The following is a 21,436-nucleotide window of genomic DNA, read 5'->3' as shown; positions in this document are numbered from 1 at the left end:
GCTGACGATATTTGATATGGTCCATAACAATTATCAAATATAACTTCAAGGGTGGGGACGACCCGTCCTGAATTTAGCGGGATTACGAGCACGAGGCGATGACCGTTTCCAAAACCGCTGAAAAGTCTTCCGAAAAGCCCGCCGACGCGGCCAAGGGCCGTAAGGATACGGGCGAGCCGCAGGCGGAAGCCCTCCAGCTCGGCGAGCTTTCCGAGCAGCTCGGCTATGTCCTGAAGCGGGCACAGCTCAAGGTGTTCGAGAACTTTTTGCGCTGCATGGCCTCGCTGCAGCTGACGCCGGCGCAGTTCTCGGTGCTGCTGCTGGTCGAGAAGAACCCGGGCCGTAACCAGACCGAGATCGCCTCCACGCTGGGCATCCTCAGGCCGAACTTCGTGGCCATGCTCGACAATCTCGAGAGCCGCGACCTTTGCGCGCGGATCCGCTCCACCAACGACCGCCGTTCGCACATCCTGGTGCTGACCGACAAGGGCAAGGCGGTGCTGGCGCGGGCGAAAAAGCTCGTCGCCACCAAGCACGAAGCGCGGCTGAACGATCTGCTCGGCCAGGCCAACCGCGAAGCCCTGCTCGGGATGCTCGCGAAGATCGCGAACGAGTTTTGACTCTTACCCTCCCCTGGAGGGGGAGGGTCGACCGCGCGCAGCGCGGGCGGGGTGGGGTGATCTCTCCACTCGGGCAGTGTTGGACGTGGAGAGACCGTCACCCCACCCCGTCTCGCATCGCGCCTCGCTCGATTGCGAGCCGACCCTCCCCCTCCAGGGGAGGGTAAGAAGGCTCAATCCACCAGGATCACCCTGATATCGTTGACGTTGGTCAGCGTCGGGCCGGGCTGCAGCAGATCCCCCGTCGCCTCGAAGAACGTCGTCGCGTCGTTGTTGTCGAGATAGGCCTGCGGCCGCAGCCCTTGCGCCTTCATTTTCGCGAAGGTCGCAGCGTCGATCAGCGCGCCGGCGGGGTCGGTCGGGTGGCCGGCGCCGCCGTCGGCGCCGTCGGTGTCGCCGGCGAGCGCTGAAATGTTCGGCGTGTCCTTCAACAGCTCGGCCAGCGCCAGCGCGTATTCCTGGTTGGGACCACCGCGGCCATTGCCGCGCACGGTCACCGTGAGCTCGCCGCCGGAGAGGATTGCGACGCGCTTGCCTTGCGCGCGCGCTTGCAGCGCCAGCTTCACATGATCGGCGGCGACCTCGCGCGCCTCGCCCTCGAGATCGGCGCCGAGATCGATGGTCTCGTAGCCGGCCTCGCGCGCGAGCTTCACCGCGGCGTCCAGCGATTGCTTGGGCCGCGCGATCAATTCGAACGACGCGCGCGCGAAGGCGGCATCGCCGGGCTTGCAGCTTTCGTTATTGGGATCGTCGAGCGCGCGGCGCACGGCATCGTCGATGTCGAGCCTGTACTTCGCCACGGTCGCGCGCGCGTCCGCCAGCGTGGTCGGATCGGGCACGGTGGGGCCGGAGGCGATGGCGGAGGGATCGTCATGCGGCACGTCGGAGATCGCGAGCGTGACGATCTCGGCGGCGTTTCTGCCGGCGCGCGCGAGCCGCCCGCCCTTGATGCGCGAGAGGTGTTTCCTGACGACGTTCATCTCGCCGATCGGCGCGCCCGAGCGCAGCAGCGCCTTGTTGACCGCCTGCTTCTGCGCGAAGCTGATGCCGTCCACCGGCGCGATCCAGTTCGCGGAGCCGCCGCCGGTGAGCAGCACCAGCAGCAGGTCGTCGGGGCCAGCCTCGCCTGCGAGCGTGAGCGTGTCGGCCGCGCCCTTCAGGCCAGCCTCGTCGGGCACGGGATGACCGGCCTCGACCACGCGGATGCGGCGCGTCGGCAGGCCATAGCCGTGGCGCGTGGTGGCGATGCCGACCAGCCGCTCCGGCGCGAGTTTTAACGTATCGAGATAGTACCGCTCAGCGGCCGCCGCCATCGCGCCGGCCCCCTTGCCGGCGGCAAGGCAGATCACGCGTCCCTTGGCTCCCCTGGGCGCGGGGCGCAAGTGCGGCGCCAGAATCGTATTCGGATGGGCGGCGGCAACGGCGGCGTCGTAGAGCGCGCGGAGCAGGGGACGTCGGTCGGTCATGACGATGGCCTCAAGCAGACTCTTGGCGGCGGCGGAGCCGCCGGTCACATGCCTAGCGCATCGGGCGCGAAAGCGTAAGCAGGCTTTACCATCATTCGATTGTGCAATCGCGTGATCATAATCGGCGCGCAAGCAAAAGCCCCCTGCGGTCGTCTCGCAGGGGGGCTGATACGTCGTTGTTTATGTCGGCCTAACCGCTGACATCGCCGTTGATGACGTCCCCGAACCGCTCCCAGCTCTCACCCTTGAAGCGCATCAGCTGAAGTTGCGAGATCGGAGCGAAGTCGCTCGCACTGGTATTGACCTTGACTCCCGGCAACAGGCCGATGAGCTCGACCTCCTTCAGATTGGCCGCCTGTTTCATGACGTTCTGGCGCGTCAGGTCGTCACCGCAAGCCTTCAAGACGCGCACAAGCCCTTGCGATACGATGTAGGCGTACATCACGTTGAAGTCGGCGCGATTGGCCTCCGGATAGTATTTGTCGAGGAACCCGTTCCAGGCCTTGACCGCCGCATCGTCTTTCCATTGCGGATCAGTCGGGTCCTTGAGGTAGATGGACGAGATGATGTCTTGCGCGTTCTCGAAGCCGGCAGGCTTGATCACGCTTCCGATCTGGGCCGAGACGTTGTTGAGGAAGTGCAGCGGCTTCCAGCCGATCTCGGCATTCTTCTTGATCGCCTGCGCCGCGAATTTCGGCGTGCTGATGTTGAAGAACACGTCGGCGCCGGTCGCCTTGAGCTTGACGATGTGGGAGTCGATGGTCGGCTCCGAGACCTCATAGCTTTCCTCGACGAGGATCATCGAGGCGGCCTTGCTGCCGAGCCCGTCCTTGAAGCCTTTCAGATAGTCTTTGCCGTAATCGTCGTTCTGATAGAGCACGGCGATCTTGGCGTTGGGATGGTTCTTCAGGATGTATTTCGCGTAGATGATGGATTCGCTCTGGTAGTTGGGCTGCCAGCCCATGGTCCAGGGAAACTCCTTCGGATCATTCCACTTGGTGGCGCCGGTGGCGACGAACAGTTGCGGCACCTTCTTCGAATTCATGTACTTGTGGATCGCCGAATTCGGCGGCGTGCCGAGCGAGTTGAAGATCAGCAGCACCTCGTCGCTCTCGACCAGCTTGCGCGCCTGCTCCACCGTCTTCGGCGGCGAGTAGCCGTCGTCATAGGAGATGAAGTTGATCTTGCGGCCGTTGATGCCGCCTTCCGCATTGATCATGCGGAAATAGGCTTCCTCCGTCTTGCCGATCACGCCGTAGGCGGAAGCCGGTCCGCTGTAGGGCATGATGTTGCCGATCTTGATCTCGGTGTCGGTCGCGCCGGTATCGTACTTCTTCTGGGCCGATGCAGTGGAGGTCGAGGCCGCAATGAGCGCAAGCGCCAATGACGCGGCTGCAAGTTTGCCGGTGACAGCAGGCATTCCAATCTCCCTGATTTTCTTGATGAGTGTGCGTCATTTTCTTTTTGGGCTTCTTGGCGACGCGGCGGCGATTGAATACGATTTGCGTTGCGGCATCAAGGAAAAGCCCCTGCGAGGAGGTCGCAGGGGCTGCTTCTTTAGTAGCCACGGTCGGCCATGCCGGCCTTTCAGCCGCTGACGTCGCCACTGAGGACGTCACCGAACAGCTCCCAGCTTTCGCCCTTGAAGCGCATGAGCTGCACCTGGGACAGTGGAGCAAAGTCGGTGGGGCTGGTATTGGCCTTGATGCCCGGCAGCAGGCCGGCGGGTTCGAAGTTCTTGATGCTGGCTGCCTGCTTCATGACATTGGCGCGCGTCAGATCGTCGCCACATGCCTTCAAGACGTGCTCGAGGCCCTGGGCCACGATGTAGCCGTACATCACCGCCGAATCCGTTCGGTTGGCTTCGGGATAGTACTTGTCGAGGAACGCATTCCAGGCCTTCATCGCCGGATCGTCCTTCCATTGCGGATCGGTCGGATCCTTGTAGTAGTTCGAGGAGATGATGCCTTGCGAGGCCTCGAAGCCAGCCGGCTTCATGACGCTGCCGATGGAGACCGAGACGTTGTTGAGGAAGTGCATTGGCTTCCAGCCGATCTCGTGCATCTTCTTGATCGACTGAGCAGCAAATTTCGGCGTGGTGACGTTGAAGAATACGTCGGCATCCGTCGACTTCAGCTTGACGATGCTGGAGTCGATGGTTGGTTGCGCCACCTCGTAGCTTTCCTCGACGACGATCATCGACTCTGCCTTGGCGCCCAGGCCGTCCTTCAGGCCTTTGACATAATCTTTGCCGTAGTCGTCATTCTGATAGAGGATGGCTATCTTGGCGTTCGGCTTCTCCTTCAGAATGTACTTTGCGTAGATGCGGGCTTCGGTCTGGTAGTTCGGCTGCCAGCCCATAGTCCACGGGAAATTCTTGGGATCATCCCATTTGGTGGCGCCGGTGGCGACGAACAGTTGCGGCACCTTCTTCGAGTTCATGTATTTCTGGATCGCCGTGTTGGGCGGCGTGCCGAGCGATTGGAAGATCAGCAGCACCTCGTCGCTCTCGACCAGCTTGCGCGCCTGCTCCACCGTCTTCGGCGGGGAATAGGCGTCGTCATAGCTGATGAAGTTGATCTTGCGGCCGTTGATGCCGCCCTCGGCGTTGATCTTGCGGAAATAGGCCTCCTCGGTCTTGCCGATCACGCCGTAGGCGGAGGCTGGTCCGCTGTAGGGCATGATGTTGCCGATCTTGATTTCGGTGTCGGATGCGCCGGTGTCGAATTTCTTCTGCGCCATGGCTGCTGTGGAGAGCGTGGCAGCCAGCGCGAGGGTGGCCGTGAAGGTCCCCAATCGCACATGCATTGCAGGCATCTTGATCTCCCTGAATCCGGTTGAATGTGTCGTTTGTTGTTGATTGGGAGCGCCCGTTTCCCGTAGCTCCGGGCATATTGAATACCCATCTCGCTTCGCCAGCAAGAAAAACGCCCCCTGCGTGACTGTCGCAGGGGGCGCGATTTGATCGAAGCGAGGGGGAATATTCCGGCAAATGAGATGCTGCGCGGCGTTAACAAATTGAATTTGAGTTGCGTTGACGTGCGGTCAATTATTTTTGGTTGTGCGACTTGCGAGGCTCTCTAATGACCGAGCTCGCTGGAAATGACGTCGCCGAACAGCTCCCATTTCCTGCCCTTGAAGCGCATCATCTGGAGCTGCTCGATCGGGGCGAAATTGTCGGGTGCGGTGTTGATCTTGATGCCGGGCAGCAGCGTGTCGGGCGCGAAATCCGTGATGCTGGCGGCCTGTTTCATGACGTTCTCGCGGGTGAGATCGTCGCCGCACATCTGCAGCACCTTCACCATGGTCTGGGCTGCGGCATAGCCGAACACCACGCCGGCATCGAGCTTGTTGGCCTTGGGCTCGTACTGCACGAGGAAATTGTAGAACTTCTTCATGCCGTCGTCGGCATTCCATTGCGGGTCCGAGCCGTCCTTGGCGTAGGTGGCCGACAGGATGCCTTGCGAGACCTCGATGCCCGCTGGCTCCAGCACGCCGCCGACCGAGGCCGACACGTTGGAGATGATGTGCATCGGATGCCAGTTGATCTCCGCCGCCTTCTTGATCGCCTGCGCCGCAAACTTCGGGGTGGTGATGCTGATGAAGACGTCGGCGCCCGAGGCCTTCAGTTTCACGACGTGCTCGTCGATCGCGGGCTCCGAGGTGTCGTAGCTGTCTTCCATCACGATCATCGAGGCCTTGGGCCCGAGGCCCTCCTTCAGTCCCTTCAGATAGTCCTTGCCGAAATCGTCGTTCTGATAGAGCACGCCGATCTTGGCGTCCGGCTTCTCCTTCATGATGTATTTGGCGTAGATCCGCGCCTCGCTCGCGTAGCTCGGCTGCCAGCCCATGGTCCAGGGATATTGCTTCGGGTCGTTCCACTTCGAGGCGCCGCTCGCCACGAACAATTGCGGCACCTTCTTCTCGTTCATGTATTTGCGGATCGCGCCATTGGTGGAGGTGCCGAGCGAGCCGAAGATCAGGAGCACCCCGTCGCTCTCGACCAGCTTGCGCGCCTGCTCCACCGTCTTCGGCGGCGAATAGCCGTCGTCGTAGGAGATGAACTTGATCTTGCGGCCGTTGATGCCGCCCTCGGCATTGATCTTGTTGAAATAGGCTTCCTCGGTCCTGCCGATCGCGGCATAGGCGGAGGCCGGCCCGCTATAGGGCATGATGTTGCCTATTCTGATCTCGGTATCGGAAGCGCCGCTGTCGTATTTCTTTTGCGCCAGCACCGGGCCTGTCATCGCGGTGCACAATGCGAGGGCGGCCGAGGCGGCCACAACCTGAAAACGAACGGCAGTCATTGTTCTCCTACCCCGGGACTGGATCGGCTGCATTGAACAAGATTGACGCCCGGCGTCAACAAAAAGCCCCCGCGATCGCTCGCGGGGGCCTGTTGATGCCAGGACTATGACGTCAGCGTGTCACTCGGAGGCGACGTCGCCGCTGATGATGTCGCCGAACAGTTCCCACCTCTCGCCCTTGAAGCGCTGCATCTGGAGCTGTGCGATCGGGGCGAAGTCGGTGGCGCTGGTGTTGAGCTTGACGCCGGGCAGCATGGTGTCCGGTGCAAAGTCCTTCAGGCCCGCGGCCTGCTTCATGAGGTTGGCGCGGGTGAGATCGTCACCGCACATTTCCAGCACCTTGGCCAGCGTCGAGGCCGCGCCATAGCCGTAGACCATGCTGGTGTCGGACTTGTCCGCGCCCGGCATGTACTTGTCGACGAACTCGTTCCACTTCTTCATGCCGGGGTCGTTGGCCCATTGCGGATCGGTGGAGTCCTTGGCATAGGCCGCCGACAGCACGCCCTGCGCGTTCTCGAAGCCGGCAGGCTTCATCACGCTGCCGACCGAGATCGACACGTTGGTGAGGATCTGGAGCGGCTTCCAGGTGAGCTCGGCGGTCTTCTTGATGGTCTGGGCCGCGAATTTCGGCGTCGCGTAGATCAGCAGCACGTCGGGATTGGCGGCCTTGATCTTGACGATGTGGCCGTCGATCGACGGCTCCGACACCTCATAGCTCTCTTCCATGATGATCATGGAGGCGGCCTTGGCGCCGAGGCCGTCCTTGGTGCCCTTGAGGTAGTCTTTGCCGAAATCGTCGTTCTGGTAGAGGATCGCAACTTTCGCGTCCGGCTTCTCCTTCATCAGCCATTTCGCGTAGATCTGCGCTTCGCTCTGGTAGGAGGGCTGCCAGCCCATGGTCCAGGGGAAGTTCTTCGGGTCGTTCCACTTGGTGGCGCCGGTGGCGACGAACAGCTGCGGGATCTTCTTGGCGTTCAGGTATTTCTGGATCGCCGTGTTCGAGGGCGTGCCGAGCGGGTTGAACACGGTGAGCACCTCGTCGCTCTCGACCAGCTTGCGGACCTGCTCGACCGCCTTCGGCGGCGAATAGCCGTCGTCATAGGTGACGAAGTTGACCTTGCGGCCGTTGATGCCGCCCTTGTCGTTGATCATCTTGAAATAGGCTTCTTCGGTCTTGCCGATGATGCCATAGGCCGACGCCGGACCGCTGTACGGCATGATGTTGCCGATCTTGATCTCGGTATCGGAAGCGCCGGTATCATATTTCTTTTGGGCAAATGCCGCGCCGGAGTTGAAAGTGATGGCCGCCGTTGCCGTGACCAGCGCGGCGGCTCGCAGTGTTCTTCCAAAAGACAATTCGGGTCTCCTTTGTACGATGAATGGATTTCAGTTCTTTCTGAGCTTGCCGGCGAGTTGGTGGCCCAGGATCGCGACCTGCCTTGCGCCATGCGGCACGAGATAGATGACGAGGAACAGCAGCACGCCGAACACCGCACCGGAGAGGCCCTTGGAGATGCCTTCCGCGATGTTCGGCACGAAGATGATGAAGGCCGCGCCGACGATCGAGCCGGGCAGCCAGCCGACGCCGCCGACCACCATGCCGAGGAACAGCGAGATCGCGAGCGTGATGGTGTAGCTGTCGGGCGCGACGAACTGCACCGCGATGGCGCCGAGCGAGCCGGCGATGCCGGTGATGGCGGCAGAGACGCCGAAGGCCAGCGTCTTGTACAGCGCGACGTTGACGCCCATGGCGGATGCCGCGATTTCGTTGTCGCGGATCGCCATGAAGGCGCGGCCCGAACGGGAGCGCAACAGGTTCACCGCGAAGATGTAGATCGCGATCGTGACGACGAGCGTGAAGTAGTACAGCCACATGTCCTGCGACATCGACAGGCCGAACGGCGCGTCCGGCTTGGTGACGACGAGGCCCTGCACGCCGCCGGTCCAGTGCTCGAGGAAGTTCAGCTTGAGCAGCTGCGGCATGGCGGTCGCGAGCGCGAAGGTCGCGAGCGCCAGATAGACGCCCGAGAGCCGCAGCGCCGGCTGCCCGAACAGGAAGCCGAAGCCGAAGCAGATCACGCCGGCAACCGGCAGGGTCAGCGCGTAGTTGACGTTGAAGTGCTCCATCAGCACCGCGGTCGTGTAGGCGCCGACCGCGTAGAACGCGCTCTGGCCGAGCGAGAACTGGCCCGAGCCGCCGGTCAGGATGTTCAGCGCCAGCACCGCGAGCCCGTAGATCAGGAGCATCGTCATCTGGAAGATGATGAAGTTCTTGACGAAGACGGGTGCGATGAGCAGCGCAGCCAGGACCACCAGCGAGGTGCCGGTGCCCAGCGTCATGGCCCGCTTCGGAACCGCCTCGACCGCCTCGTGGCCTTCTGCGACGACTTCTTCTGCAGCGCTCATGATCAAACTCGCTTGACGATGTGCCGGCCGAACAGGCCAGCGGGTTTGACGACCAGGACGGAGATGATCAGCGCGAGCGCGATCGGGAGTTTCAGCTCGTTGCCGACGCCGGGGATGTAGGTGCCGGCGAGGTTCTCGAAGATGCCGACCAGGAAGCCGCCGACCACGGCGCCAAACGGGCTGCTCAGTCCGCCGAGCACCGCGGCGGCAAAGCCGTAGATCAGCACGCCGCCCATCATGTTGGGCTCGAGGAACACGACCGGCGCGATCAGCATGCCGGCGATCGAGCCGATTGCGGTCGCCATGCCCCAGCCGAGCGCAATCATCCAGCTCGTGTTGATGCCGACGAGACGGGCCGATTCAGGCACCGACGCGGCGGCGCGCATCGCAAGGCCGATGCGGGTGTACTGGAAGAAAAAGTACAGGCCGAGCAGCAGCAGCACGGTGACGCCGATCATGCCGGCCTGGTGGGTCGAGATCAGCTGGCTGCCCAGGAACGGTGCGGAGCCGAACGGGGTCGGATACTGCTTGATGGTGAAGTCCCAGATCAGGCCGGCCGAGGAGTTGATGATCGCGAACAGCGCGATGAAGCCGGCGACGTTGGTCAGCACCGGCGCCTTCGTAAGCGGCTTGAACAGGATGCGCTCGATCGCGATGCCGGCGATGAAGGAGAAGATCAGCGTGATCACGAAGGCGGCCCAATAGGGTACGCCCCATTGCATCAGCTGCCAGGAGATGAAGGTCGAGAACATCGCCATCTCGCCTTGCGCGAAGTTGAGATGGTCGATCGCCTGGTAGATCATGACCACGGCGAGCGCCATGCAGGCATAGATCGCGCCCGTGGCGATGCCGGCCAGGACCTGGTTGGTGAACAGCTCCATTGTCCCGGCTCCCTCAGTAACCCAGATAGGATTTGCGGATTTCTTCGTTGTTCGCGATATCCTTGGCATTACCCGACATCACGATGCGGCCGGTCTCGATCACATAGGCCTGGTCGGCGAGTTCGAGCGCGAGCTGGGCGTTCTGCTCGACCACCAGGATCGACACCTTGTCCTCGCGGTTGATCTTGCCGAGGATGCCGAACAGGTCGCGTACCACCAACGGCGCGAGGCCGAAGGAGGGCTCGTCCAGCAGCATCAGGCGCGGCCGCAGCATCAGGGCGCGGGCGACCGCGAGCATCTGCTGCTCGCCGCCGGACAGCGTGCCGGCCTGCTGGGTGTGCCGCTGTTTCAGCACCGGGAAATGCGCATACATGCGCTCGATGTCGGAGACGATGCCGGCACTGTCCTTGCGGGTGATGGCGCCGAGCTGGAGGTTTTCCTCCACCGTCATGGTGGTGAAGGTGCCGCGGCCCTGCGGCACATGGGCGATGCCGAACCGCACGATGTTCTCGGTCGAGCGGTTGTTGAGCGGCTTGCCGTCGAACTCGATCGCGCCGGTGGAGCGCACCATGTTGCAGATCGCGCGCAGCGTGGTGGTCTTGCCGGCGCCGTTGGCACCCAGCAGCGTCGTCAGCGAGCCCTCGTTGAGCGAGAAGGACAGGCCGTGGAGCGCCTGGACCTGGCCGTAATAGGCGCGCAGGTCCTTGACGTTGAGCAGTGTCGTCATTGGTCCTTGCTCCCGAGATAGGCCTTGATGACGTCGGGATCCGCCTGCACCTGGGCGGGCGTGCCTTCCGCGAGCTTCTTGCCGAAATTCAGCGCGACGACGTGATCGGCGATCGACATCACGAGCCCCATGTGATGCTCGACCAGCAGCACCGTCATGTGGCGCTCGTCACGGATTTTCCGGATGAGGTCGCCGAGCACATGGACTTCCTCGTGGTTGAGGCCGCCGGCGGGCTCGTCGAGCAGCAGGATCTTCGGATCGGCAGCGAGCGCGCGCGCCAGCTCGACGCGCTTCTGCGTGCCGAAGGGCAGGCCTGATACCACGGTGTGGGCGACGTCCTCGAGATCGAGATAGGCCAGGATCTCATGGACCTTTTTGTTGACGCTGGTCTCGCTGCGCCGGACCCACGCCAGTCTCAGCGAGTCGCTGACGATGTCGCTGGAGGTCTTCGAATGCGCGCCGACGCGGACATTGTCCATCACCGACAAATTCGGAAACAACGCCACGTTCTGGAAGGTGCGACCGATGCCGATCTCGGCGATCCGGTGCGGCGGCCGCGACAGGATGCTCACGCCTTCCATCAGGATGTCGCCGGACGACGGCTGGTAGAGCCGCGAGAGGCAGTTGAAGAGCGTGGTCTTGCCGGCGCCGTTGGGGCCGATCAATCCGAGGATCTGGCCCTTGTGCATGTTAAAGGACACGCCGTTGAGCGCGATGATGCCGCCGAACACGACGCTGACGTCGCGAACCGCGAGCAGGGGCGATGTACCCTGCGCGAGCTGTGCCTGCGTCATCTCGTCTCGCCCACGATGTTCAGTGGGCGAAGGGGCGATGCGATCCGCTCCCTGTGATGACAAAGGCTATCTGAATCCCTCGGCCACACGCGCAACTTTTCCTCCTGATTTCAGCTTTTTGCTGACTTCTTTTTTGGATTGCGGCATCAGACCCCCGAGTGCCGCTTCGATGTTCCTTACCATCGCAAGCAGACGCGGTCCAATGTCGTTGATCAAACGCTCTTCCGTGAAGCGGAATGCGGGCGCACCGCAATTGAATGCGTAAGGTCCGGTTCCGTCGTTGAGCTTGAGCGCGACGCCGGCGGCGCCGATGTCGTCGTGCCAATCGCCGACGGAAATCGCAAAGCCGTATTTCGCGACGGTCTCGCCGGAGCGTTCGAGGCCATCGCGCATCTTGGGCCAGCGGCTGCCGTAATGTTCGCGCAGGATGCGCGACACCTCGGCGCGATTGTCTTCGTCGAGCGCCCAGAAATAGGCGCGGCCCATCGCGCTGGTTGCAATCGGCACGCGCGAGCCGACGTCAAGTTGAACGCCGACCGTCTCGCTGCCGCGGCTCTGCCCGAAATAGATCATGCTGTGACGGTCGCGGCCGCCGACCGCGACGGCGCCGCCGGTGGCGCGCATCACCTCCTCGCGAAACGGCTCGGACAAATGCCGAACACCGAGATTGGCGAGCGCGGCGTAGCCGAGCGACATCGCGGCGGGTGCGAGCTGGTACTTCTCGAAGCGGGGAACCGGCGTCAGATAGCCGAGCTTTGTCAGCGTATAGGTCAGCCGCGATACGGTCGGCTTCGGCAGATTGGTCCGGGCCGCGATCTCCTGATTGCCGAGCAGGCCGTCATTGGGTTGGAATGCGCGCAATACGTCCAGTCCGCGGGAAAGCGCGACGACGAAATTCCGATCGGTCGCAGTCTTCTTTCCTGTACGCTTCATCCCTGATCTGCTTCTTGCGCGGAGTCGTTGACAACGTCCGTGCTTCAAAATAACCCTGCCGTCAAGATGCGGAATTAAATTCCGCACCGCGAAATCGAACAAAAGTAAATCCCCACCAAGGAGGGAAACCGTGAGCGAAGTGGTCAAGCTTGAGCGTCATGACGAAGTCGGGATCGTCACGGTCAATAGCCCTCCGGTCAATGCGCTGAGTGCCGCGGTCCGCGGAGGCATCCTGGAATGCATCAAGGAAGCGGTCGCTGATCCCGCCATCAAGGGCATCGTGCTGACCTGCGCCGGCCGCACCTTCATTGCCGGTGCCGACATCACCGAATTCGGCAAGCCGCCGAAGCCGCCCGCCCTCAACGACGTCCTCGCCGAGATCGAGAATTCGCCCAAGCCGGTCGTTGCCGCGATCCACGGCACCGCGCTCGGCGGCGGTCTCGAGGTCGCGCTGGCCTGCCATTTCCGCGTCGCGGTCAAGGAAGCCAAGCTCGGCCTGCCCGAGGTCAAGCTGGGCCTCTTGCCCGGCGCCGGCGGAACCCAGCGCCTGCCGCGCGCGGTCGGACCTGAGCTCGCGGTCAAGATGATCGTCGGCGGCGACCCGATCGGGGCTGCGGAAGCGCTCAAGAACGGCCTGATCGAGGAGATCATCGAGGGGCCGGCGTCGGGCGGCGAGGCCTTCGTCCGCAAGCTCATCGCCGAGAAGCGTCCGCTGCGCCGCCTGCGCGACGACGATTCCAAGATCGCGGCCGCCAAGGCCGACCGCTCGATCTTCACCAATGCGGTCGCCGCCATGACCAAGAAGTCGCGCGGCCTGGAAGCGCCGTTCGCGGCGGCCGACGCCGTCGGCTACGCCATCGACCTGCCGTTCGACGAAGGTCTGAAGAAGGAGCGCGAGGGCTTCCTCAAGCTCGTCGCCAGCGACCAGTCCAAGGCGCAGCGCTATGCCTTCTTCGCCGAGCGCGAAGCGGCCAAGATCGCGGGCGTCCCTGATGGCACCAAGTCGCGGCCCGTCAACCGTGTCGCCATTCTCGGCGCCGGCACCATGGGCGGCGGCATCGCGATGTCCTTTGCCAATGCCGGCGTGCCCGTCACGCTGATCGAGACCGGCGAGGAGCAGCTCAAGCGCGGCATGGGCATCATGCAGAAGAACTGGGAAGCGACCGCCGCGCGCGGCGGCATCCCGGCCGATGCGCCCGCCAAGCGCATGGCGCTGATCAACGGCGTCGTAGGCATCGAGAATGTCGGCGATGCCGACCTCGTCATCGAGGCCGTGTTCGAGACCATGGCGGTGAAGAAGGAGGTGTTCGGCAAGCTCGACCAATACGTCAAGCCGGGCGCGGTGCTCGCCTCCAACACCTCGTATCTCAACATCGACGAGATCGCGAAATCGACCAAGCGTCCGCAGGACGTGCTCGGCATGCACTTCTTCTCGCCGGCCAACGTCATGAAGCTGTGCGAGATCGTGCGCGCCGACAAGACCGCGCCGGACGCTCTCGTGACGGCTGTCACGATCGCGCGCAAAATTGCAAAAGTGCCGGCCGTGGTCGGCGTCTGCGACGGCTTTGTCGGCAATCGCATGCTGGCCCAGCGCGGCAAGCAGTCGGAGAAGCTGCTGTTCGAAGGCGCGCTGCCGCAGCAGGTCGACGCCGTGGTTACAAAATTCGGCATGCCGATGGGGCCGTTCGCGATGGGCGACCTCGCCGGCCTCGACATCGGCTGGCGCTCGCGGAAGGACCGCGGCATCAAGTCGGAGATTGCGGATGCGCTGTGCGAAGCTGGCCGCTTCGGCCAGAAGACCGGCAAGGGCTATTACAAGTACGAAGCCGGCTCCCGCGCGCCGCTGCCCGACCCCGAGGTCGAGAAGCTGATCGACGAGACGCTGCTGCGTCTCGGCCGCAAGAAGCGCGTCGTCAGCGACGAGGAGATCCTCGAGCGCATGATGTACCCGATGATCAACGAGGGCGCGAAGATCCTCGAAGAGGGCATCGCGGCGCGTCCCTCCGACATCGACGTGGTCTGGCTCTACGGCTATGGCTGGCCGATCTATCGCGGCGGCCCGATGTTCTGGGCCGACAGCGTCGGCCTCAAGCACATCGCCGATCGCCTGTCGTTCTACGCCAAGGAGACCAACGATCCGAGCCTCGAGCCGGCGCCGCTGCTGAAGAAGCTCGCGGCCGAGGGCAAGACGTTCGCCTCGCTGGCCGCGGCGTCGAAAGCGGCGTGATGGAGCTTCGCGCTCCAACTCTCAGTCATTCCGGGGCGCCCGCAGGGCGAACCCGGAATCTCGAGATTCCGGGTTCGGCTCTTCGAGCCGCCCCGGAATGACGGTTTGTGCGGTTTAAGGAATCCATGACCCATCCCGGCGAACAGTTTTATCCCGAGGGCGTGCGGTGGGACGACACCATCGGCCAGGGTTCGCTCCCCGACCTGCTGTCGAAAGCCGCCGCCGATTACGGCCCGCGCACCGCGCTGGAATTCCGCGACCGTCCGATCACCTATACCGAGCTCGCCGCGATGGCCGAGCGTGCGGCGGCGGCGTTCCTGCGCGAAGGCATCGGCAAGAACAGCTCCGTCGCGCTGTTCCTCGGCAACACGCCGGACCATCCCGTCAACTTCTTCGGCGCGCTGAAGGCAGGCGCCCGCGTCGCGCATCTGTCGCCGCTCGACGGCGAGATCGCGCTGACGCACAAGGTCTCCGACTCCGGCTCGCGTCTGCTGGTGACTTCGAATCTCGCCGCACTGCTGCCGACCGCGCTGAAATTCCTCGAGAAGGGCCTGATCGACCGCCTCGTCGTCTGTGAGGACGACAATTGGGGCAGGGTCGGCACGCCGCAGGCGGCGATCCCCAGCGATCCCCGCATCGTCACCTTCAAGGCCTTCGTCGAAGGCGCCACCGCGCCGGCGCAATGGCCGTCCGTGACGGCCGATGACGTCGCGCTGCTGCAATATACCGGCGGCACCACCGGCCTGCCCAAGGGCGCGATGCTGACCCACGGCAACCTCACCTCGGCGGTGTCGATCTACGACGTCTGGGGCAAGCCGGCCCGCGCCGCGCGCGGCGACGTGGTCGAGCGCGTGATCTGCGTGCTGCCGCTGTTCCACATCTACGCGCTCACCGTCGTGCTGCTGTCCTCGCTCAGCCGCGGCAACCTGATCTCGCTGCATCAGCGCTTCGACGTCGAAGCCGTGATGCGCGACATCGAAGTGAAACGCGCGACCTATTTCCCGGGCGTGCCGACGATGTGGATCGCGATCGCTGCGCTCCCCGATCTCGACAAGCGCGACTTCTCCTCGCTGGCGACGATCGGCTCCGGCGGCGCGCCGCTGCCGGTGGAGATCGCGAACTTCTTCGAGCGCAAGGTCGGCAAGAAGCTCAGGAGCGGCTGGGGCATGACCGAGACCTGCTCGCCCGGCACCGGCCATCCGCCCACGGGGCCGGACAAGCCGGGCTCGATCGGCCTGATGCTGCCGGGCGTCGAGCTCGACGTCGTCGCGCTCGACGATCCCAAGCGCGTGCTGCCATCAGGCGAAGTCGGCGAGATCCGCATCAAGGGCCCGAACGTCACCAGGGGCTACTGGAACAAGCCGGAGGGATCCGCGGATGCCTTCGTCGACGGCTGCTTCCTCACCGGCGATATCGGCTATGTCGACACCGACGGCTACTTCTTCCTGGTCGACCGCAAGAAGGACATGATCATCTCCGGCGGCTTCAACGTCTATCCGCAGATGATCGAGCAGGCGATCTACACCCTACCAGGCGTGCACGAGGTGATCGTGCTCGGCATCCCCGACCAGTATCGGGGCGAGGCCGCAAAAGCCTTCATCAAGCTCAAGCCGGACGCAAAGCCGTTCACGCTCGACGAGCTGCGCACGCAACTCGCCGGCAAGCTCGGCAAGCACGAGCTGCCGGCCGAGGTCGAGTTTGTCGCCGACCTGCCGCGCACGACGGTCGGAAAATTGTCGCGCCACGAATTGCGCCAGCAGCAGAAACCGTCACAATCCACTTCGCAAGCATCAGGAGGTCGCTCTTGACCGACGCCGTCATCGTTTCCACCGCCCGCACCCCGATCGGCAAGGCCTATCGCGGCATGCTCAACGCCACCGAGGGCGCCACGCTGCTCGGCCACGCCATCGGCGAAGCCGTCGCACGCGCCAAGGTTGACCCGAAGGAAATCGAAGACGTCGTGATGGGCGCAGCGCTGCAGCAGGGCGCGACCGGTGGCAACATCGCCCGCAAGGCGCTGCTCCGCGCCGGTCTGCCCGTCACCGTCGCCGGCACCACCATCGACCGGCAGTGCGCCTCGGGCCTGCAGGCGATCGCGCTTGCCGCGCGCTCGGTGATCTTCGACGGCGTCGAGATCGCGGTCGGCGGCGGCGGCGAGTCGATCTCGCTGGTGCAGAACGACAAGATGAACGGCTTCCACGCCCAGGATCCGGCACTGCTCAAGATCAAGGGCGAGGTCTACATGCCCATGATCGACACGGCGGAAGTCGTCGCCAAGCGCTACGGCATCTCGCGCGAGAAGCAGGACGAATATTCGCTGGAGAGCCAGCGCCGCACCGCCGCTGCCCAGCAGGGCGGCAAGTTCAAGGACGAGCTCGCCCCGATCACGACGCAGATGGCGGTCACCGACAAGGCGACCGGCGCCGTGTCGATGAAAGAGGTCACGCTCTCGCAGGACGAGGGCCCGCGCCCCGAGACCACTGCTGAAGGCCTCGCCGGCCTCAAGCCCGTGCGCGGAGGGTTTCACCGTCACCGCCGGCAACGCCAGCCAGCTCTCCGACGGCGCCAGCGCCTCTGTGATCATGAGCGACAAGGAAGCATCCAAGCGCGGCCTTGCGCCGCTCGGCATCTTCCGCGGCTTCGTCTCGGCCGGCTGCGAGCCGGACGAGATGGGCATCGGCCCGGTCTTCGCCGTGCCGCGCCTCTTGAAGCGCCACGGCCTCACCGTCGACGACATTGGCCTCTGGGAGCTGAACGAAGCCTTCGCGGTGCAGGTGCTCTATTGCCGCGACAAGCTCGGCATCGACCCCGAGAAGATCAACGTCAACGGCGGCGCGATTGCGGTCGGCCATCCCTACGGCATGTCGGGCGCGCGCCTCACCGGCCACGCTTTGATCGAAGGCCGCCGCCGCAAGGCGAAATACGCGGTCGTCACCATGTGCGTCGGCGGCGGCATGGGCGCGGCGGGATTGTTCGAGGTGTTGCAGTAACTCACCGTCGTCCTGGCGAAAGCCAGGACCCATACTCCGCGGCTGGGGTAAGGGGCACAGACGGCAATTGCCTTCGCAAAACGAAGGCCGGTGGTAATGGGTCCTGGCTTTCGCCAGGACGACGAGGAAACAGGAGGATCCGATGGATCTCGCATTCACGAAAGAAGAGCAGGCGTTTCGCGAGGAAGTGCGGTCGTTCTTCCGCGACAACGTGCCGCCGGATACGCGGCGCAAGCTGGTCGAGGGCCGCCACCTCTCGAAGGACGAGATGGTGACGTGGTGGCGCATCCTCAACAAGAAGGGCTGGGGCGTCAGCCACTGGCCGACGCAGTATGGCGGAACCGGCTGGACCTCGGTGCAGCACTACATCTTCAACGAGGAGCTGCAGTCCTACCCGGCGCCGCAGCCGCTCGCCTTCGGCGTCAGCATGGTCGGCCCCGTCATCTACACCTTCGGCAACGAAGAGCAGAAGAAGAAGTACCTGCCGCGCATCGCCAATGTCGACGACTGGTGGTGCCAGGGTTTTTCGGAGCCCGGCTCGGGATCTGACCTTGCCTCGCTGAAGACGAAAGCCGAGCGCAAGGGCGACAAGTGGATCATCAACGGCCAGAAGACCTGGACCACGCTAGCCCAGCACGCCGACATGATCTTCTGCCTCTGCCGCACCGACAACAATGCCAAGAAGCAGATGGGCATCTCCTTCATCGTGTTCTCGATGAAGTCGAAGGGCGTGACGGTGCGTCCGATCCAGACCATCGACGGCGGCGTCGAGGTCAACGAGGTCTTCTTCGACGACGTCGAGGTGCCCTACGAGAACCTGATCGGCGAGGAGAACAAGGGCTGGGATTACGCAAAGTTCCTGCTCGGCAATGAGCGCACCGGCATCGCCCGGGTCGGCGTCTCCAAGGAGCGGCTCCGCCGCATCCGCGATCTCGCCGGCAAGGTCGAATCCGGCGGCAAGCCGATCATCCAGGACGCCGCCTTCCGCGAGAAGCTGGCGGCGTGCGAGATCGAGCTGAAGGCGCTCGAGCTGACCCAGCTGCGCGTCGTCGCCGACGAGGGCAAGCACGGCAAGGGCAAGCCCAATCCGGCCTCGTCCGTGCTGAAGATCAAGGGCTCCGAGATCCAGCAGACCACCACCGAGCTCTTGATGGAAGTGATCGGCCCGTTCGCCGCGCCGTTCGACGTGCACGGCGACGACGGCTCGAACGAAGCCATGGACTGGACCGCCCAGATCGCGCCGAGCTACTTCAACAACCGCAAGGTCTCGATCTACGGCGGCTCCAACGAGATCCAGCGCAACATCATCGCCAAGGCGGTGCTGGGGCTCTAGACGTCATTCCGGGGCGCGCGCCAGCGCGAACCCGGAATCTCGCGCCACAACCTCTGGATTCCGGGTCCCCGCGCTATCGCGCGTGTCCCGGAATGACGAAGCAAAAATTCCGGGTACGAGGAACCAAAGAACATGGATTTTGACCTGAACGAGGAGCAGCGGCTTCTCAAGGAAAGCATCGACGGCCTGCTGACCGATTCCTATGATTTCGAGCAGCGCAAGAAGTACATGAAGGAGAAGGGCGGCTGGAGCAAAGCGGTCTGGCTCAAGCTCGCCGAGCAGGGCCTGCTCGGCCTGCCCTTCAGCGAAGCTGATGGTGGCTTCGGCGGCGGCGGCGTCGAGACCATGATCGTGATGGAGGCCCTCGGCAAGGCGCTGGTGCTGGAGCCGTATCTCGCCACGGTCGTGATCGGCGGCGGCTTCCTGCGCCATGCCGGCACCGATGCGCAGAAGGCCGCGCACGTGCCCGGGATCATCGACGGCAGCAAGACGCTCGCCTTTGCCCAGCTCGAGAAGAACTCGCGCTATGATCTCTTCGACGTCTCGACGACAGCGAAGAAGAAGGGTGACGGCTGGATCATCGATGGCGAAAAATTCGTCGTGCTCAACGGCGAGAACGCGGACACGCTTCTCGTCACCGCGCGCACCAAGGGCGACCGCCGCGACAAGACCGGCATCGGCGTCTTCCTGGTCCCCGCGAATGCCAAGGGCGTCACGAAGAAGTCCTACCCGACCCAGGACGGCCTGCACGCCGCCGACATCACCCTCACCGGCGTCGAGGTTGGCGCCGATGCCGTGATCGGCAACCCCGAGGACTCGCTCGCGCTGATCGAGCGCGTGGTCGACGAGGCCCGCGTCGCGCTCTGCGCCGAAGCGGTCGGCCTGATGGACGAGTCGCTCAAGACCACGGTCGAGTACATCAAGACCCGAAAACAGTTCGGCGTCGCGATCGGCTCGTTCCAGTCGCTCCAGCACCGCGCCTCCGACATGTTCGTCGCGGCCGAGCAGGCGCGCTCGATGTCGATGTTCGCCACCATGGCGAACGATTTCGAGAACGCCAAGGAGCGCTCCAACGCGATCGCCGCGGCCAAGGTGCAGATCGGCAAGTCGCTGAAATTCGTCGGCCAGCAGTCGATCCAGCTCCACGGCGGCATCGGCATGACCATGGAGGCGAAGATCGGCCACTACTTCAAGCGCCTGACCATGATCGAGAACAGCTTCGGCGACACCGACTATCACCAGCGCCGCGTCGCCGACGCCGGCGGATTGGTCTAGCCGCACGGCAACTGTCATCCCCGCGAAAGCGGGAAGACACAAAGCAAAAGCCCCGGAGACACCCTCCGGGGCTTTCGTCGTTTAGTCTTGCCCGTTCCACCACACCCACTGCTGTCATGCCCCGGCTTGACCGGGGCATCCAGTACGCCGCGGCGGATGTGGCGAGAGCGTGCTCTCCAACGTCGGCCTCTGGGATACTGGATCGCCCGGTCGAGCCGGGCGATGACAGCTTCAGTGTGGTTCGACCTATCGACTCACTACCTCACGTGCGCGTGCGCATCCGCATCATGAAGCTGTCGTAGCTGAGCTCGGCGACCTGCATCCAGGCCAGCGATTCATTCCGGAAGGCCGACAGGCTCGTATACATCTTCTTGAAGTGCGGGTTGGTCTTGCTGAGATCGGCGTAGATCTCGTTCGCGGCATTGTAGCAGGCCTCGAGCACCTCCTGCGGGAACGGCTTGAGGATCGCGCCGGCCACCAGCAGGCGCTTCAGCGCCGACGGGTTGACGTAGTCGTATTTGCCGGTGACCCATGTGAAGGTGTCGCGCGAGGCCATCTCGATCGCGGCCTGGTAGTGCTTGGGCAGCGCGTTCCACTTGTCGAGATTCATGACGTTGTGGCCCTGGCCGGTGCCTTCCCACCAACCCGGATAGTAGTAGTACTTCGCGACCTTCACGAAGCCGAGCTTCTCGTCGTCATAGGGCCGACCCATTCGGCCGCGTCGATCGTGCCCTTCTCCAGCGCCGGATAGATGTCGCCGCCCGCGATCTGCTGCGGCACGCCGCCGACCTTGGCGATGATCGTGCCGGCGAAGCCGCCGATGCGGAATTTCAATCCCTTGAAATCCTCCATCGACTTGACTTCCTTCCGGAACCAGCCGCCCATCTGGGCGCCGGTCGAGCCGGTCGGCATGCCGATCGCGTTGTATTCCTTCAGGAGGTCGTTGAGCATGTCCTGTCCGCCGCCGAACAGCAGCCAGGAAATATGGGCGCGCGTGTTCAGGCCGAACGGCAGCGACGTGCCGAAGGTGAAGGCGGGGTTCTTGCCCCAGTAGTAGTAGAGTGCGGTGTTGCCCATCTCGACGGTGCCGTTCGACACGGCATCCAGCACCTGCAGGCCCGGGACGATCTCACCGGCCGCGAACGGCTGGATCTGGAATTTGTTGTCGGTGACCTCGGCGACGCGCTTGCAGAAATATTCGCAGCCGCCATAGAGCGTATCGAGCGCCTTGGGCCAGCTCGCGGCGAGCCGCCATCTCGTCTCCGGCGAGCCTTGCGCGATCGCCGGTGCGGCAATCGCTGTGCTTGCCGCCAGCCCGGCACCTGTCACTTTCAGGAATTCACGACGTTTCATGCGTACCCTCCGTTGCGCCGATTTCCTCGACCAAGGGAACGATCTTGGTGTCGTCTTGGCTTCGCCGGTAACCGACGTGGTGTTGTGACGATTGTTTTTGGCGTTTCCGAAGGCCCTTCAGGGC

15 protein-coding genes and 2 pseudogenes are annotated in these 21,436 nt (G+C 63.7%); 6 read left to right on the top strand and 11 right to left on the bottom strand.

The window, feature by feature from the left end; all coding sequences use genetic code 11:
- Positions 1-98: 98 nt before the first annotated feature.
- Positions 99-620: a MarR family winged helix-turn-helix transcriptional regulator gene (locus ACVJ19_RS08260; protein ID WP_453949403.1), complete on the top strand. Its 522-nt coding sequence runs from the start codon at positions 99-101 to the stop codon at positions 618-620.
- A 173-nt stretch (positions 621-793) separates the two neighbouring features.
- On the opposite strand, the gene ACVJ19_RS08255 is transcribed toward ACVJ19_RS08260, so the two are convergent.
- The 10 genes from ACVJ19_RS08255 to ACVJ19_RS08210 all read right to left on the bottom strand — a co-directional run bounded on the left by ACVJ19_RS08255 (position 794) and on the right by ACVJ19_RS08210 (position 12,134).
- Positions 794-2,086: a glycerate kinase type-2 family protein gene (locus ACVJ19_RS08255; protein ID WP_453949405.1), complete on the bottom strand. Its 1,293-nt coding sequence runs from the start codon at positions 2,084-2,086 to the stop codon at positions 794-796.
- A gap of 190 nt (positions 2,087-2,276) precedes the next feature.
- Complete coding sequence (locus ACVJ19_RS08250) at positions 2,277-3,506, bottom strand: ABC transporter substrate-binding protein (protein ID WP_453949406.1); 1,230 nt, start codon at positions 3,504-3,506, stop codon at positions 2,277-2,279.
- A 167-nt stretch (positions 3,507-3,673) separates the two neighbouring features.
- Positions 3,674-4,894 (bottom strand): ABC transporter substrate-binding protein, encoded by a 1,221-nt coding sequence (locus ACVJ19_RS08245; protein WP_453955124.1) that lies wholly within the window; start codon positions 4,892-4,894, stop codon positions 3,674-3,676.
- A 272-nt stretch (positions 4,895-5,166) separates the two neighbouring features.
- Positions 5,167-6,393, bottom strand: a complete 1,227-nt coding sequence (locus ACVJ19_RS08240) for an ABC transporter substrate-binding protein (RefSeq protein ID WP_453949408.1) — start codon at positions 6,391-6,393, stop codon at positions 5,167-5,169.
- A gap of 120 nt (positions 6,394-6,513) precedes the next feature.
- On the bottom strand, positions 6,514-7,749 hold the full coding sequence (locus ACVJ19_RS08235; RefSeq protein ID WP_453949409.1) for an ABC transporter substrate-binding protein: 1,236 nt from the start codon (positions 7,747-7,749) through the stop codon (positions 6,514-6,516).
- Positions 7,750-7,779: 30 nt separating this feature from the next.
- Complete coding sequence (locus ACVJ19_RS08230) at positions 7,780-8,799, bottom strand: branched-chain amino acid ABC transporter permease (protein ID WP_453949410.1); 1,020 nt, start codon at positions 8,797-8,799, stop codon at positions 7,780-7,782.
- A gap of 2 nt (positions 8,800-8,801) precedes the next feature.
- Positions 8,802-9,680: a branched-chain amino acid ABC transporter permease gene (locus ACVJ19_RS08225; protein WP_453949412.1), complete on the bottom strand. Its 879-nt coding sequence runs from the start codon at positions 9,678-9,680 to the stop codon at positions 8,802-8,804.
- A gap of 13 nt (positions 9,681-9,693) precedes the next feature.
- A complete protein-coding gene (locus ACVJ19_RS08220; protein WP_074116610.1) occupies positions 9,694-10,407 on the bottom strand; it encodes an ABC transporter ATP-binding protein in 714 nt (237 codons plus the stop codon).
- Positions 10,404-11,201, bottom strand: a complete 798-nt coding sequence (locus ACVJ19_RS08215) for an ABC transporter ATP-binding protein (RefSeq protein WP_453949414.1) — start codon at positions 11,199-11,201, stop codon at positions 10,404-10,406. Before ACVJ19_RS08215 ends, ACVJ19_RS08220 begins: the two co-directional genes overlap by 4 nt.
- A gap of 66 nt (positions 11,202-11,267) precedes the next feature.
- A complete protein-coding gene (locus ACVJ19_RS08210; protein ID WP_453949415.1) occupies positions 11,268-12,134 on the bottom strand; it encodes an IclR family transcriptional regulator in 867 nt (288 codons plus the stop codon).
- Positions 12,135-12,264: 130 nt separating this feature from the next.
- Here ACVJ19_RS08210 and ACVJ19_RS08205 point away from each other — a divergent pair, with 130 nt between their 5' ends.
- The 5 genes and pseudogenes from ACVJ19_RS08205 (at position 12,265) to pimD (ending at position 19,959) form a co-directional block, all read left to right on the top strand.
- Positions 12,265-14,361, top strand: a complete 2,097-nt coding sequence (locus ACVJ19_RS08205) for a 3-hydroxyacyl-CoA dehydrogenase NAD-binding domain-containing protein (RefSeq protein ID WP_453949417.1) — start codon at positions 12,265-12,267, stop codon at positions 14,359-14,361.
- Positions 14,362-14,486: 125 nt separating this feature from the next.
- The gene (pimA, locus tag ACVJ19_RS08200) at positions 14,487-16,169 is read left to right on the top strand and encodes a dicarboxylate--CoA ligase PimA (protein WP_453949418.1); all 1,683 of its coding nucleotides are present in this window, start codon (positions 14,487-14,489) and stop codon (positions 16,167-16,169) included.
- Positions 16,166-17,351 (top strand): annotated as a pseudogene (locus ACVJ19_RS08195) (acetyl-CoA C-acyltransferase). The gene pimA and the pseudogene ACVJ19_RS08195 overlap by 4 nt, the downstream one beginning before the upstream one ends.
- 142 nt (positions 17,352-17,493) lie before the next feature.
- Positions 17,494-18,684: a pimeloyl-CoA dehydrogenase large subunit gene (pimC, locus tag ACVJ19_RS08190; protein ID WP_453949419.1), complete on the top strand. Its 1,191-nt coding sequence runs from the start codon at positions 17,494-17,496 to the stop codon at positions 18,682-18,684.
- A gap of 132 nt (positions 18,685-18,816) precedes the next feature.
- Complete coding sequence (pimD, locus tag ACVJ19_RS08185; protein ID WP_453949421.1) at positions 18,817-19,959, top strand: pimeloyl-CoA dehydrogenase small subunit; 1,143 nt, start codon at positions 18,817-18,819, stop codon at positions 19,957-19,959.
- A gap of 262 nt (positions 19,960-20,221) precedes the next feature.
- On the opposite strand, the pseudogene ACVJ19_RS08180 reads toward pimD, so the two are convergent.
- Positions 20,222-21,312: pseudogene (locus tag ACVJ19_RS08180) on the bottom strand (TRAP transporter substrate-binding protein).
- Positions 21,313-21,436 lie beyond the last annotated feature (124 nt).

The organism is Bradyrhizobium sp. USDA 376 (assembly GCF_054063675.1).
Note: the sequence above shows the minus strand (reverse complement) of the source record. Positions and strands in the feature narration are given on the sequence as shown.